The organism is Arthrobacter sp. LjRoot14, from assembly GCF_964253905.1.
GTDB lineage: Bacteria > Actinomycetota > Actinomycetes > Actinomycetales > Micrococcaceae > Arthrobacter.
Window position 1 is genome coordinate 498,755 of sequence record NZ_CAXURL020000001.1, and the last position, 14,278, is coordinate 513,032.

The 14,278-nt window shown below is 64.3% G+C and carries 14 protein-coding genes; 2 read left to right on the plus strand and 12 right to left on the minus strand.

Translation table 11 applies throughout. The features are described from left to right. Positions 1–34 precede the first annotated feature (34 nt). Positions 35–814, plus strand: coding sequence for an enoyl-CoA hydratase (locus ACSQ12_RS02370; RefSeq protein WP_436064175.1), 780 nt, complete (start codon positions 35–37; stop codon positions 812–814). Here ACSQ12_RS02370 and ACSQ12_RS02375 read toward each other — a convergent pair. The 10 genes from ACSQ12_RS02375 to ACSQ12_RS02420 form a co-directional block, all read right to left on the minus strand. After that, the gene (locus ACSQ12_RS02375) at positions 801–1,802 is read right to left on the minus strand and encodes a PfkB family carbohydrate kinase (RefSeq protein ID WP_436064176.1); all 1,002 of its coding nucleotides are present in this window, start codon (positions 1,800–1,802) and stop codon (positions 801–803) included. The two genes, ACSQ12_RS02370 and ACSQ12_RS02375, sit on opposite strands and share 14 nt — an antisense overlap. Continuing rightward, positions 1,799–3,292, minus strand: a complete 1,494-nt coding sequence (locus ACSQ12_RS02380; RefSeq protein ID WP_436064177.1) for a glycoside hydrolase family 32 protein — start codon at positions 3,290–3,292, stop codon at positions 1,799–1,801. Before ACSQ12_RS02380 ends, ACSQ12_RS02375 begins: the two co-directional genes overlap by 4 nt. A 109-nt stretch (positions 3,293–3,401) precedes the next feature. Beyond that, entirely contained in the window at positions 3,402–5,012 is a 1,611-nt protein-coding gene (locus tag ACSQ12_RS02385) for an ABC transporter substrate-binding protein (protein ID WP_436064178.1), read from the minus strand. Between the two features lie 88 nt (positions 5,013–5,100). Further along, on the minus strand, positions 5,101–6,063 hold the full coding sequence (locus tag ACSQ12_RS02390; protein WP_436064179.1) for a carbohydrate ABC transporter permease: 963 nt from the start codon (positions 6,061–6,063) through the stop codon (positions 5,101–5,103). Positions 6,064–6,070: 7 nt separating this feature from the next. After that, complete coding sequence (locus ACSQ12_RS02395; protein WP_390249678.1) at positions 6,071–7,051, minus strand: ABC transporter permease; 981 nt, start codon at positions 7,049–7,051, stop codon at positions 6,071–6,073. Continuing rightward, entirely contained in the window at positions 7,048–8,091 is a 1,044-nt protein-coding gene (locus ACSQ12_RS02400) for a LacI family DNA-binding transcriptional regulator (protein ID WP_436064180.1), read from the minus strand. Before ACSQ12_RS02400 ends, ACSQ12_RS02395 begins: the two co-directional genes overlap by 4 nt. A gap of 130 nt (positions 8,092–8,221) precedes the next feature. Continuing rightward, on the minus strand, positions 8,222–8,854 hold the full coding sequence (locus tag ACSQ12_RS02405) for a class I SAM-dependent methyltransferase (RefSeq protein ID WP_436064181.1): 633 nt from the start codon (positions 8,852–8,854) through the stop codon (positions 8,222–8,224). 143 nt (positions 8,855–8,997) lie between these two features. Next, complete coding sequence (locus tag ACSQ12_RS02410) at positions 8,998–9,426, minus strand: DUF1761 domain-containing protein (RefSeq protein WP_436064182.1); 429 nt, start codon at positions 9,424–9,426, stop codon at positions 8,998–9,000. Positions 9,427–9,436: 10 nt separating this feature from the next. Next, on the minus strand, positions 9,437–9,943 hold the full coding sequence (locus ACSQ12_RS02415; RefSeq protein WP_209747764.1) for a MarR family winged helix-turn-helix transcriptional regulator: 507 nt from the start codon (positions 9,941–9,943) through the stop codon (positions 9,437–9,439). 30 nt (positions 9,944–9,973) lie between these two features. Then, positions 9,974–11,716, minus strand: coding sequence for an AMP-binding protein (locus ACSQ12_RS02420; RefSeq protein ID WP_436064183.1), 1,743 nt, complete (start codon positions 11,714–11,716; stop codon positions 9,974–9,976). 161 nt (positions 11,717–11,877) lie between these two features. On the opposite strand from ACSQ12_RS02420, the gene ACSQ12_RS02425 reads away from it, so the two are divergent. Further along, positions 11,878–13,011, plus strand: coding sequence for an acyl-CoA dehydrogenase family protein (locus ACSQ12_RS02425; protein WP_436066916.1), 1,134 nt, complete (start codon positions 11,878–11,880; stop codon positions 13,009–13,011). Positions 13,012–13,020: 9 nt separating this feature from the next. On the opposite strand, the gene ACSQ12_RS02430 is transcribed toward ACSQ12_RS02425, so the two are convergent. Further along, on the minus strand, positions 13,021–13,593 hold the full coding sequence (locus tag ACSQ12_RS02430) for a dihydrofolate reductase family protein (RefSeq protein ID WP_436064184.1): 573 nt from the start codon (positions 13,591–13,593) through the stop codon (positions 13,021–13,023). 61 nt (positions 13,594–13,654) lie between these two features. Next, positions 13,655–14,197 carry a GNAT family N-acetyltransferase gene (locus ACSQ12_RS02435; RefSeq protein ID WP_436064185.1) on the minus strand — a complete coding sequence of 181 codons (543 nt, stop codon included), beginning with the start codon at positions 14,195–14,197 and terminating at the stop codon, positions 13,655–13,657. Positions 14,198–14,278 lie beyond the last annotated feature (81 nt).

Genomic DNA, 14,278 nt, shown 5'->3' on the forward strand with positions numbered 1-14,278 from the left:
TACTTTTGAAGCAGAACCACGTGAGGAGTCAGGCATGGCGGAACAGTACGGGAACATTCTGGTGGAACAGCGCGGACGCGTGGGGCTGGTGACGCTCAACCGCCCGGAAGCACTGAACGCGCTGAACAAGGCCACCATGGACGAACTCGTTGCTGCCGTCACGGCCATGGACTCGGATCCTGGAGTGGGCGCCGTGGTGGTCACCGGGTCCGGCAAGGCGTTTGCCGCCGGCGCGGACATCAAGGAGATGGCGGCCCAGGGCTACATGGACATGTACGCCGCGGACTGGTTCCGCGGCTGGGAGGATTTCACCCGGCTCCGCATTCCGGTGGTGGCGGCTGTCTCGGGCTTTGCCCTGGGCGGCGGCTGCGAACTGGCCATGATGTGCGATTTCATTATCGCCGGGGACAACGCCAAGTTCGGCCAGCCCGAGATCAACCTGGGCGTACTGCCGGGCATGGGCGGATCGCAGCGGCTCACCCGGGCCGTGGGCAAGGCCAAGGCCATGGACCTGATCCTCACCGGGCGGTTCATGGACGCGGAGGAGGCCGAGCGTGCCGGCCTGGTGTCCAGGGTGGTGCCAGCCGCTGACGTGGTGGACGAGGCCGTGAAAGTGGCCGAGGTGATTGCGTCCAAGTCGAAGTCGGCGGCCATGGTGGCCAAGGAGTCCGTCAACGCCGCGTTTGAAACCGGGCTGGCCCAGGGGGTGCTTTTCGAACGGCGCCTCTTCCACTCGCTGTTCGCCACCGATGACCAGAAGGAAGGCATGGCCGCCTTCACGGAGAAGCGCCAGCCCGAGTTCAAGCACCGTTAGGGGCCCCGTCACCAGCCGCGAAAGGAAGCGCCATACCGGCTATGCCGGCACTGGAGGCATGTGTCGTCAGCGCAGCGTCCAGTTCCTCGGCTGTCGGCGGACTCGCACCCGCCCGGCCCACGGTGATGGCCGCAGCCATCGCCGCTGTATGGCCAATTGTTGTGAGCTGTGAGGGCGCCAGGCCGTCTGTCCCGCCGGTGAGCAGCCCGTAGATGAGTGCCGCCATGTACGAGTCGCCGGCGCCGATGGTGTCTTCCACCACGCACTTGATGGCCGGGATAAACAGCTTGGCGGTTCGGGTCGCCAGCAGGGACCCGCCAGGGCCGAGGGTCATGGCGACCATTTCCGCTCCCAGCTTGAGAATCCGGGAGGCCACGTCATCGAAACTGTGCCCGGGGTAGAGCCACATGGCGTCCTCATTGCTGAGTTTGATCACGTTCGTCAAAGGAACCAGATCTTCGAACATCGAGCGGGCCTCAGCCTGGGTGCCCAGGAGTTCCGGCCGGATGTTGGGGTCGTACGTGATCATGCATTCCGGCCGTGACTGTTCCAGGAGTGCCCTAACCGCCGTTGCCCCCGGAGCCAGGAAGGTTGCAATGGAGCCCGTATGAATAATTCGGGGGAGGACGATTGGCGCGGCTGTGGGAAGTTCCCAGCGGATGTCGAAGTCGTACCGGGCCGACCCTTCGGCGGTGAGAGTGGCAGTGGCTGTGGCGGTGCGCCCGGGATGCCGGGAGCCGGGCAGGACCCGGACACCGGCGCGGGCGAGGTGATTTTCAACCACGACGCCGCGCCGGTCCCCGCCAATGGACGTCAAGAGCGTGGTGTCCACGCCCAAGCACCCGAGGCCATAGGCGACGTTTGCCGGCGATCCGCCGGGATGTTCCGTCGTCCCGTTTGTAGTGGAGACGATGTCCACCAGGGACTCACCGACCACCAGGACGTCAGGAGCTGATGCGGCGGGGTAATCGTCGGGATGCGCGGTCATGCCAGGTCCGTGAGCTGCAGGGAAGCTTCCGCCGTTCCCCCGGTGGAGAACACCGTAATGCCGGTGTGCACCGGATCCGGGAATATCAGCTCAGTAAGTGTCACGAGTCCGCCCTGGGCGAAGACTTCGACCGAGCAGTGGTCCACGAAGATCCGCAGGGAGTAGGTCCCAGCGTCTGCCTGAAGTGGTGCCGTGCTGATGGACGGGAAGGCCTCGTGGAAGCCGGTGTCGCCGGAGTTGGTTCGGTCCAGCATGAGTTGTCCGCTGCCGGGGCTGATGCTGATCCGGGTCCCCGATGAACCGCTCCCGGAGCCGCAGACCACCAAACCGAACTCGCTTGCTGTCCCCGGCGTAAAGGTGGCCTCGATCAGCTGAACCGGCGTGCCGCCGTCGACCGCCACCATGCCGTTCAAGGGCAGGCTCCTGGCCGGTCCGGTAACGGAACCTGCAGTGCATTCCGGTGCTGGCTGCTGGATGAGCCGGGGTTCACCGTGAATCGAGGCGAGGGACACTTCGCGCACCAGGCTCATGGGGCTGCGCCAGGGTGAAGTGGGGATGTGGTTGGCATACTGCCAGTTGTTCATCCAGCCGATCATAAGCCGGCGGCCGCCGGGGACATTGCTGAAGGACACAGCCGCGTAGTAGTCCCGGCCCCAATCGAGCCAGTGGTAGTCACCCACGCGCTCCGGATCCTGCATGCCCTCCGTGACGGTCGTCCCGGAGGTGAACGTCACGCCGTCGAACTCTCCCACGAAGTACTGCCCTGCTGATCCTCCGTTGGGTCCGCCGGGGTTCATGTTCACGGTCAGGACCCACCTGGTGTTTCCTGCATCTCCGTCCACTGGCAGTTCAAAGAGGTCCGGGCACTCCCAGATGCCGCCGGTGCCGTTGGCCGGGCCGAAGGTGCTGAGGTATTCCCAGTTCTTAAGGTCGTCGGAGCGGTAGAGCAGCACCGCGTAGTCGTGGGCTTCGACAGCTGCCATCACCCAGTAGCTTCCGGCGGGGCCGTCGTAGCGGAAGACCTTGGGGTCGCGGAATTCCGGCGAGTTCCTGGTGAGGACCGGGTTGCCAGAGTACTTGGTCCAGGTGTATCCGCCGTCGGTGCTCCATGCGATGGACTGGGCCTGCATGCCCTCGTGTGCCGAACCCGCCTTGTAGGCGCTGGTGTAGACGGCAACCAGCGGGGTTGTTCCTGACAGGCCGAAGCCGGCGGTGTTGTCCTGGTCCACCACGATGCTGCCGGAGAAGATTTCCTCTGTTTCGTCGCACGGGATGGCCACCGGCTGTTCGTCCCAGTTCACCAGGTCCGTGGATGTGGCGTGGCCCCAGGACATGTTGCTGTGGACGTTCCCGAACGGGTTGTTCTGGTAGTACAGGTGGTAAATGCCGTCGTGGAAGACCAAACCGTTGGGGTCGTTGAGCCAGGTGTCCTTGCAGGCGTAGTGCATCGCCGGCCGGTAGGCCCCAAGGGTGGGCGTGGCGGTGTTCATGGGTCAGGGTCTCGTTTCGTGGAGCTGCCGCGGGAAGTGTGGGGGCCGGGCAGGCTGATGGAGCCGCCGGGCACGGAAGTCCGTGCCCGGCGGCTGGGATGCGGGACGGTCAGGAGTTCTTCTGGTACCTGTCGTAGGCCTGCTGGTAGACGTCCACCATCTTGTCCAGGCCGATGTTCTTCAGCTGCGAGACGTAGCCGTCCCACTCCGCCTCGATGCCGCCGGAGACGATCCATTTCGCCGTGGTCTGCTTGACGATAGCGGCCACGTCCGTCTCGATGGTGCTGATCTGCTGGACTTCCTCGTTGGACAGTGCCACCGGGGGGTAGCCGTCGTTGGCTGCGAAAGGCTTGTAGTTCTCCTCGACGGTCTTCTGCCGCTCGGCCGCGCGCGGCTCGGGTGCCACGACCTTCTCGAAGTTCTCCGCGGTGTTGGCCTTCGGGCCGCCCGGGGCAACCTTCTGGCGGCGTTCGCCTTCACTGGTTCCCGCGGCCGCGGGTATCTGGGTCAGCAGCCCGGTGGCGGGGTCCTTCTGCAGGGTTTCACCGATGGGGCCCCAGTTGGCCTGGGCGGACTGGATGGGATCGTACAGGTTGTCTGCCCAGCGGATGGTGGCGGCAGGGTATTTGTTGGTTCGGGTCACAGCGAAGGCGCCGCGGGCGATTTCCTGGTTGTTGGACTGGCTGGCGAGCCGCTTGCCGTCCACGCCCTCAAGTACGGGGAGCAGTTTGTAGTCGCCGGCGCGGTCGGCGCCGACCATTTCCTTGACTTCCCACCAGACGAAGGAGCCCAGGTTTTCGGTGCTGGCCTTGCCCTTGGCCAGGTAGGCCTTGTCATCCTGGGAGAACGATTCGGGATCGATCAGGCCTTCCTGATACCAGGTATGCAGGGTCTGGAGGGCCTTTTTGTAGCCGTCCTGGGTGGCGGTGTAGATGACCTTGCCGTCCTGGACGATCCTGTGGTCCATGTTGTCCGGGACTCCGCCCAAGGCGGCGACGAGGTCAACGATGTCACCGCACCAGGAGCCGGGCATGAAGCTCAGCGGGATGGTTTTACCGGTGCCTGACGCGTCCTTGGTCTTGAAGGCGAGCAGGGCATCATGCAGTTCGTCCACGGTCTTGGGCATCGGGATGCCCAGCTTGTTCAGCCACGCGGTGTTGATCGCCATCTCGTTGGGGAACTGGACGAGTCCCAGTTCTTCGATGGAGGGCAGGGAGTAGATGTGCCCGTCGGAGGAGGTGATGGCCGCTTTGATGTCCGGCCGCTCGGCGAGCAGCTTGGACAGGTTGGGGGCATTCTTCTGAATGAGGTCTTCGAGGGGGATCAGTGTTCCGCTGGCCGAGTAGGTGGCGATTTCCGCGTCGGTGAGCCCGCTGTTGAAGAAGGCGTCGGGCAGGTCGCCGCTGGCAAGGATGAGGTTTTTCTTTTCCTTGAACACCGTCTCCGGGAGGTTCTCCCAGTCAATATGGATGTTGGTGTCCTTTTCCCACTGCTGCACCAGGGACATGGTGTTGTAATCAGGGGCGAGCGCTGACTTGGTTCCGGAGAACTTGAGCGTCAGCGTGTCCTTGACGATCGGGAAGCCGGTCTCCTGGAAGCCGAACTCCGCGGAAGAGTCTTTGATGGCAGCGGAACCGTTGGAGCTGCCCGAGCAGGCGGTGAACAGCATCGTTCCTGCCATTAGGGCGCCGAGGACGGCGAGTTTGCGGCTGGTAGCCATGGGTCGTTCCTTTTCTGGGTGGGGGAGGAGGTGTGGTGACGGCGAAAGGGGGCTCCGGCGTCGGATAGTGCTTTTGGTCTTCGGGCTGTCAGCTCTTCACGGCGCCGATCATGGTGCCCTTGGTGAAGTGCTTCTGCATGAACGGAAGCGCGATCATCAGCGGCAGGCTTGAGACGACGATCATGGCGTACTTGGTCAGTTCGCCGATTCTCTGCGCCGCGGCGTAGGACTCGATGTCTCCACCGGTGGTGCCGGCGGAGGAGACGTCCGACTGGATCAGGATGTTCCGGAGCACCAGCTGCAGCGGGTATTTCGTGTCATCGTTCAGGAAGATGAGCGCGTCGAAGAACGAGTTCCAGTGCGCCACCACGTGGACCATGATCATGAGCATGATCAGCGGTTTGGACAGGGGGAGGACCATCTTGAAGAAGAACGTGAAGTCGTTGGCGCCGTCCATCTGGGCGGCTTCCCGGAGTTCTTCGGGGATGGTGTTTTCGAAGAAGGACCGGGCGATGATCAGGTTCCACACGCCCACGGCGCCGGGCAGGACAACCGCCCAGACCGTGTCCAGCATGCCGAGGTCCCGGACCACCAGGTACTTGGTGATGAGGCCGCCGTCGAAAAACATGGTCACCACGAACAGGAGCATCAGGATCTTCCGCCCCGGCATGTCCTTGCGGGACAGGGCGTAGGCGCCGAACAGGATGGTGGTCACGCTGATCGCCGAGCCCAGCAGGGTGTAGATCACGGTGTTGGCCAGGCCGTTCCAGATCCGGCTGTCCGCGAAGATCCGCTGGTATCCCTCCAGGGTCACACCGGACGGGAACAGCCAGACTTTGCCTTCGTAGACGGCGTTCGGATCGCTGATGGATGCGATGACGATGAAGTACAGCGGGTAGACCACCGCGATGATGGACAGCGACAGGATGGTGACGGCGGCGATGTTGAAGGCGGAGTCTGCCCACCTGTCGCGGAACGTTTGCGTGCGCTTAGCGGGTTGGGGCCTGGTTGCAGGGGCCGGAACGGCCACGGGTTTGGTGTTCAGGGTCATAGCGGCATCACCACAGGGTTGCTTGGTTGGCCCGGCGCGCTACCCAGTTGAAGGTCAGCAGCAGCACGAGGTTGAGGACGGAATTGAACAGGCCGATGGCGGCCGAATAGCTGAACTGGGCCTGCTGCAGGCCTGCGTGGTAGACGTACGTCTGGATGATTTCCGACGTCGGCAGGTTCAGGTTTGTCTGCATGAGCAGCGCCTTTTCGAAGCCGACGTTGAGCAGGTTGCCGATGGCCAGGATGAACAGGACAGTGATCACGGGCATGATGCCCGGTAGATCGATGTGCCGGATGCGCTGCAGTTTGGAGGCGCCGTCCACCTTGGCGGCGTCGTGCAGGGCGGGGTCGATGCCGGACAGGGCCGCCAGGTAGACAATCATGGCGAAGCCGGCGTTTTGCCAGACATCGGAGATCACGTAGATGGGCCGGAACCACTCGGCGGAGCCCATGAAGAAAACGGGTTCACCTCCCGCCAACTGGATCGCATTGTTCACCAGCCCGGAACGCGGGGAAAGCAGGACGAACATGATGCCCACCACCACCACCGTGGAGATGAACGCCGGCGAGTACAGCACCGTCTGGGTGAACTTCTTGAACCGCTCGCTCTGAAGCTGGTTGACCAGGAGGGCCAGGATGATCGGGATCGGGAAGGCTACAAGCAGGCCCAGGACGGCGATCCAGAGCGTGTTTCCCACGACCTGGCTGAACTGGTAGGAGTTGATGAACCGTATGAAGTGCTGCAGCCCGACCCACGGGCTCCCGGTAAAACCGTCCACGGGGTTGTAGTTGCGGAATGCGATCTGCACCCCGTACATGGGCCAGTACTTGAAGACGGCGATGTAAATCAGCGCCGGAATTAGTAATACGTATAACTGCCAGGCCCTGCCGACCCTTTTCAGGCGCAGCGGAAGAGGCTTCCTGCTTGTGGGCCGGGGTGTTGGAGCCAGCGGCGGTGCCGGCGTGGATCGGGCCAAGGTGCGGCTCATGGCTTCTCCTTTGGATGTGTCACTGAGTTCCGTTCAATCAGGGGGCAGGTCATGAACTCGACCCGTCCGTCCGGCTCGGCGCCCTGCAGGATGAGGTCGACCGCGCGGCGCCCCATTTCCACGAAGGGCAACTCAAGGGTGGTGAGACCCGGCCGCAGATGCGGGGCCAGGGTTTCCTGGTTGTCGAAGCCGATGATGGATACATCGCGGGGAATCGACAGGTGCAGCTCGGTGGCGGCCTGGTAGGCGCCCCACGCGGTGCGGTCATTCGCGCAGAAGATGGCCGACGGCGGGTTGTCGTCCGTCATCAGGTCCATGGTGTGGGTAAATCCGTCCAGCTCATTGCCGCTGCCGAAGCGCACCAGTTCCGGGCGGACGGACAGTCCGGCTTCGGTCATGGCTTTCGTATAGCCGTTATAGCGTCCGACGGCGGCGGGAAGTTCGCTCTCGAGCGTTTCGATGTTGATCATCGCCACCCGCTCATGCCCCGCGTCGAGAAGGCGTCGGGTGGCGGTGTAGCCGCCCAGTTCCTCATTCGGCGCAACGCTGGGAAGTCTCAGCTTGCGATCCTGCGAGTTCAGCACGACCGAAGGGACTGTCGAGAGGGCCTTGGGTACGTCGAGTCGCCGGTGGTACATGCCAGCGTAGACAACGCCAGCCACTTTGTAAGACAGCATGGAGTCCAGCGAGGCTGCCTCCAGGGCTTTGTCGCCACCTGTGTTCATGGTGAGCAGGAGGAGGCCGTCCTCCCAGGCGCGCTCTTGTGCCCCCTCGATGATCTTTCCCGCGAAGGGGGCGGTGGCAACGGCGTCGCCCAGGAAGCCGATGATGCCCGAAATGCCGTCCCGGAGAGTCTTGGCGTGGGCGTTGGTGCGATAGCCAAGCTGCTGCACGGCATCCATCACGCGCTTCCGGGTTTCGTCCGAAAAGCGGGAGCCGGAAGCGGAATTCAGTACCAAGGAAACTGTTGCCTGGGAAACACCGGCGGCTGCCGCTACGTCGTGCATGGTGGGACCTGATGATGGTCGGGACTTAGTCACGGGCACCTCCTTGGGCCTTGGTTATACGAATCAGTTATTCGTATAACTGACGAGAGAAACTGTAACCTGCGTCATAGGACGCCGTCAAGTATTGGTTGTTGAGATGCGTAGGCCGGCGAGCCGGGCCGGCCTAGGGCCGGGGCGCCCGCCGGTGGGCGCGGAGCACTGAATCGGTGACGGTGACGGTGCCGCCGTCTGCGTCCTCCACGGACCGCCGCCGGGCTTCGCAGACGTCGATTTCCCACTCGTCCGGATCCAGGCCGCCCGCGATTTCCTCCGGGGTGAAGAGCAGGCCGGGCTCGCTGGGGCCTCGGATTCCCACTTCCAGGTCCGAGGGGTGGTGGCCAACAACCAGGAGCGTCCCGCCGGGTGCCACGGACGCTGCCAGCCGGTGGTACAGCTCGGTCCGCTCGGCCAGGGGCAGGTGCATGAATTGCGCGGACACCAGGTCGAAGGTGCCCGATGGCGGCGGGGAACTGGTCAGGTCGTGATGGACCCAGGTGATTCGCGCGGCAGCTTCAGCGTCCTCGGCTGCCCGCTCGGCTGCCCGTGCCAGGGCCACGGAGGAGATGTCCACCGCCGTGACGCGCCAGCCCTGGCGTGCCAGCCACAGCGAATCGGCTCCTTCGCCGCTGCCCACGTCCAGCACGGAGCCGGGACGCAGCCCGGCAGCCTCGGCCAGCAGGTTCGGGTTCGGATTGGGGCTCCAGACCGAGCCGTGCTGGCGGTAGCGTTCATCCCAGAACGACTCGTCGAACTTCATCCGTGGTCTCCTTGCTGGCCGTCACTCAGGTCCCGGCTGCGTGCCCCCAGGGACGGCCCGCGCTACGCCGTGACACTGCCACGATACGCCGTCGCGGCGTCCTCCAGTTCCTTGGGGCTCCACAACGGGCGCCGACGGTCCGGCTAGGCTGCGCTGATGCCGAAGAGCCCGATGATCAGGCCCATGACCACCAGCGTGACCAGTTCGTGCGCACAGTTCAGGACGGTCAGGCCGGCGGGGCGGCCGTCGAAAGCGTCATGCGTGATGAAGCGTGCGGCGGTGAAGCCGGCCCACAGGATGACGGCCGTGATCAGGGTGTTGGCTAGGAAGTTTCCGCCGTAGAAGTGCTGGGAAATGGCCGCCGATCCGGCAAGGACCAGGGCGCTGACGAAGCTGACCACCAGCGTGATCAGGATGGGCTTGACGGCGTCCCTGGCATCCCCGCTGGGCGTGACTTTCGCGAGCCTCATCCAGTAGTTGCCGAAGACCCTGGGGGTGTACCAGACCGAGCCCACCACCATGCTGGACAGGGTGGCCAGCACTACGGCCCAGATGTTGATTTCCGGAATCATTGCGTTCTCCTCAATCGGCGAAGTCGCCGGCGTTCCGGCGGAAATTTCCCAGGATCCTGATCAGCTGGTCCACGTCCTGGCCGGCGAAGCCGGACTGGCCGAACACCTCAGTGTTGAGCGCCGCCGTCGCACTTTTGGCCAGGGTGCGTCCCTCGGCGGTGAGCTCGATCAGGGTGGTACGGCCGTCCGTCGGATGCGGGGAGCGGACCACCAGGCCTGCGTCCTGGAGGCGGTCGACGGCGTTTGTCACCGAGGTGGGGTGGACCTGCAGGAGCGCGCTTGCCTTGTTCATGGGCAGCGCGCCGCTGCGGGCGAAACTCAGGAGCGCCAGGAGTTCGTAGCGGGCGAACGTCAGGCCGAAGGGCTTGAGCACTCCCTCGATCCGGGCCAGCAGAATCTGCTGGGTGCGCATGATGGCCGTGATGGCAGCCATGGGCGCGGCAACGTCGCCCCAGCCGTGCCTTTCCCAGTTGCGCTGGGCATCGGCGATGGGATCGCGCGGGAGCGGGTTTCCCATGGCACCTCCTGACAAGTGGGTTGCTCCAGCCTAGCTTTTCAAGCCCGGGAAATCCGACTCCGAGTACTCGACGCCCAGGCCCTCGGGGAGCGGTCCGCCGCCGTGCCGCAGCTCCTCGCTGTGCCGGAGCTCCACACGCCGGATCTTGCCCGAGATGGTCTTGGGCAGTTCCGCGAATTCCAGCCGCCTGATGCGCTTGAACGGGGCCAGATGGTCGCGGCAGTAGCGCAGGATGTCTTCGGCAAGTTCGGGGCCGGGCTGGTGGCCGGCGGCCAGGACCACAAACGCTTTCGGCACTGACAGCTTCAGCGCATCGGGGGAGGGAACGACGGCGGCCTCGGCCACCGCCGGGTGTTCGATCAGGACGCTTTCCAGCTCGAACGGGGACAACCGGTAATCGGAGGACTTGAACACGTCGTCGCCGCGGCCCACGTAGGTGATGATGCCGCGTTCGTCCCGGCTGGCCATGTCGCCCGTGTGGTAGTAGCCGTCGCGAAAAGCGTCGGCGGTCTTCTCCGGGTCGCCGTAGTAGGCCTTCATCAGCCCCACGGGGCGCGGGTCGAGGCGGAGGCACAGCTCGCCGTCGTCGGCCTCTTCTCCCGTTGCCGGGTCCACCAGGACCACGTCGTAACCGGGCAGGGGCCGGCCCATGGCACCGATCTTGATCGGCTGGCCGGGCGTGTTGGCGATCTGCACGGTGGATTCGGTCTGGCCAAAGCCGTCCCGGATGGTCTGGCCCCAGGCGCGGTGCACCTGGTCGATCACCTCGGCGTTCAGCGGCTCGCCGGCGGACACCACCTTGGTGGGCGGGTTCTTGAGCAGGGTGAGGTCGGCCTGGATCAGCATGCGCCACACCGTGGGCGGGGCGCAGAAGCTGGTCACCTTCTCGCGGTCCATCTGTTCCATGAGGGCCTTGGCATCGAACCGGCTGTAGTTGTAGATGAACACGCAGGCCTCGGCGATCCAGGGCGTGAAGACGTTGGACCAGGCGTGCTTGGCCCAGCCGGGGGAAGCGACGTTGAGGTGGACATCTCCGGGTCCCATCCCGATCCAGAACATGGTGGACAGGTGGCCCACGGGGTAGGACGTGTGCGTGTGCTCCACGAGCTTGGCTTTGGATGTGGTCCCGGACGTGAAGTAGAGGAGCAAGGTTTCGTCCGCTTTGGTGGGTGCGTCCGGGGTGAAGTCTGTCGGGGCACCGTCAGCGTCCGCGTACCGGGCAGCGCCTGCCGTCGTTTCGGGGGCAGCTTCGGCGGCGTTGCCGCCGTCGGCGACTTCGATCAGTTTGTAGTCGCCGGGAACGCCGGCAAACTTGCCGATGTTGGAACTTCCGACGGCGGCCCAGCCCGCCTCGCCGCGTTCCACCCGGTCCGCCAGGTCCGCCGGGCCCATCAGGGTGGTGGTGGGAATCAGCACGATGCCCAGCTTGATGCCGGCCAGCATGAGTTCCCACAGTTCCACCTGATTGCCCAGCATGATGATCATCCGGTCGCCGCGGCGGACGCCCTGGCTCCTGAGCCAGTTGGCCACCTGGTTGGAGCGCACGGCCAGCTCCGCGAAGCTCCTTCGGGTGGCGCTGCCGTCCTGCTCCACAATCACCAGGGCGGGATTTGCGCCTTTGGCGGGGTCTGCTGCGATCTGGTCGAACCAGTCGAGGGCGAAGTTGAATTCTTCGAAACGTGGCCACTGGAACTCATCCCGTGCCTGGTCGTAGTCCTCGTGGAGGGCCAGAAGCCTGTCCCTCACGGCCCGGAAGTCGTCGGTGACTGTCATGGGGGCCCTTTCGCCTAGTGATCCATGTCACTGTGCAATATACTAGGACATCCAAGGGTTTGGAAAGAGCGAAGGGATGCGTGCCGGTGCAGCCACAACGACGTGATAGCGGGGAAACCACCACAGTTCCGGAGCAGCCGCCGTTCCCGGATGCGGACCTGATGTACATCGTGGATTTGCTGCCCGCGGGGGAACGGTCGCGGTACCTGGAAGTGCGGGAGTTCCTGCAGTCCCGCATCCGGGCGGCCTCCATTGAGTACTGGAACCGTGAGGAATTTCCGTTTGGCCTGCTGGCTGAGATGGGGAAGTACGGGCTCGGCGGGCTGCAGACAGACGGAACGTCGGCGCTCTTCAAGGGCCTGATGTATGTGGAAGTTGCCCGTGCCGACGTGTCACTGTCCGCCTTGGTGGGGATCCACAACGAACTGATCGTCGGGATGATCGACGAGCTCGGTTCTGAAGCGCAGAAGCAGCGCTGGCTTCCCGGGCTGAAAGCCTTGACGCAGCTGGGGGCCTTCGCGCTGACTGAGCCGGATCACGGTTCGGACATTGCCGGCGGCCTCGAAACGTCAGCCCGGCTGGAGCGCGGCGAATGGGTGATCAACGGCGCCAAGCGCTGGATCGGCGCCGGGACTATTGCCGACTTCGCGCTGGTGTGGGCGCGGGACGAGGCGGACCGGCAGATCAAGGGCTTCATTGTGGAGACGGACCGCCCCGGCTACTCCGCCACGAAGATTTCCAACAAGATCGGCCTGCGGATCATGCAGAACGCGGACATCGTTCTCGACGAGGTCCGCATTCCGGAGTCGAACCTCCTGCCGGGCGCCACGGATTTTTCGAAGGCCAACGACCTTCTGCGGGATTCGCGGGCCTGGGTGGGCTGGCAAGGCGCGGGGATCCAGTTGGCCGCGTTTGACGTCGCTCGCGCGTATGCCCTGGAACGGAAACAGTTCGGAAAGGAACTGGCGCGCTTTCAGCTGATTCAGCAGCAGCTGGCCGAAATACTGGGCAACGCCAGTGCATCGCTGGCGCTGATGGCGCAGTTGGCCCGGGTCCAGCAGGACGGCAAGCTGGAAATGGTGCAGGCGGCCATGGCCAAGTCCACCACCACCCGGTTGGCGCGGGCTTCCGTGGCGATGGGCAGGTCGCTAATGGGCGGAAACGGCATCAGCAGCGACTACGAGATGGGCAAGCTCTTCGGCGACGCGGAAATTCTCTACACCTACGAGGGCAGCTACGAGATCAACTCACTGATCGTGGCGCGCGGCGTGACAGGGAAGTCGGCGTTCGTCTGAGGGTGCTCCTCAGTCCTGGCCACGCTCATAGTGGAGGAGAACCACTCCGTTGCCGAACGTGTGCGTGCCTAACAGCTTCAGGTTCAGCCGGACGTCCGGAGACTCGAACAGCGGCCGGCCCTTGCCTTGGCCCAGGACTACGGGGTGCACGTAGATCCGGTATTCGTCGATCAGGCCGAGGCGCATGAACGTGGCGGCCAGATTGGCGCCGCTGACGGCCAGGTCGCCGCCGGGCTGCGCTTTTAGTTCCGCGATTTCTTCAGGCACGACGTCGTGCATCACCGTGGTGTTCCAGCCGGCGTCGGTGAGGGTCCGGGAGAAGACGAACTTTGGCATGTCGCGCCAGATACTGGCGAACTCGACCTCGACCGCCGTGCTGTTTGGATCCTGGTCCGCCGTGGGCCAGTAGCCGGCCATCAACTCGTAGGTGATCCTTCCGTCCAGGAACCCGCCCAGCGCCTTGCACTCATCGTTGAAGTGTTGATGCAGTTCCTCGTCCACCAGGTTCCAGCTGATGTCGCGGTCCAGCCCTTCGAAGTATCCGTCCACCGACACTGACGCCATCAGGATGATCTTCCGCATGTGGATTCCTCCGTGGAGTGGCGGGCACCCGGCCGCGACCGCCGTCGTATCTTCCAGTGAATCACTCAAGGAGGCGTTGGAACAGGACATGGTCCTGCCAGGCGCCGGCAATCTTAAGGTATGAGGGTGCCACGCCGATCTCCCTAAAGCCGGCACGGCCCAGTATTTTCCGGGACGCGGAGTTGTGCTTGAGCGTGGCCGCCTGGACCCGGTGCAGCCCCAGGTCGTCCCTTGCGGCAGCCAGGACACGGGCAATCGCGGCGCTGCCGATGCCGCGGCCGTTGAATTCCTCATCCACCCAGTAGCCCATGTTGGCGCTGAGGAACGGACCGCGCACGATGCCCGTCAGGGTGATCGCGCCGACAATGCGGCTGCCGGCCAGAAGAACCAACGGAAGTTCCTGCCCTTCAGCATGCATGGCGAGTTTCGAGTCGATGACGGCGCGCTGGCCGGCGGCCGTGAAGAACTCGTCGCTCCGGGCCGGCTCCCAAGGGGCGAGGTGGTCCCGGTTCAGCTGGTACGCGGCACTCAGCCGCCCGGCGTCAGAGTCCCGAAGCAGCCGTATTTGAACAGAACCAGTCAGCGTGGTGGCGTCCACAGTCATTGTCCGACTCTAGCTGCGCGCGGTTGTCCTGCCGTTGCATTGACGCAGGGGGGTCCTTCGTCCCTTACGCCGGACCGTACT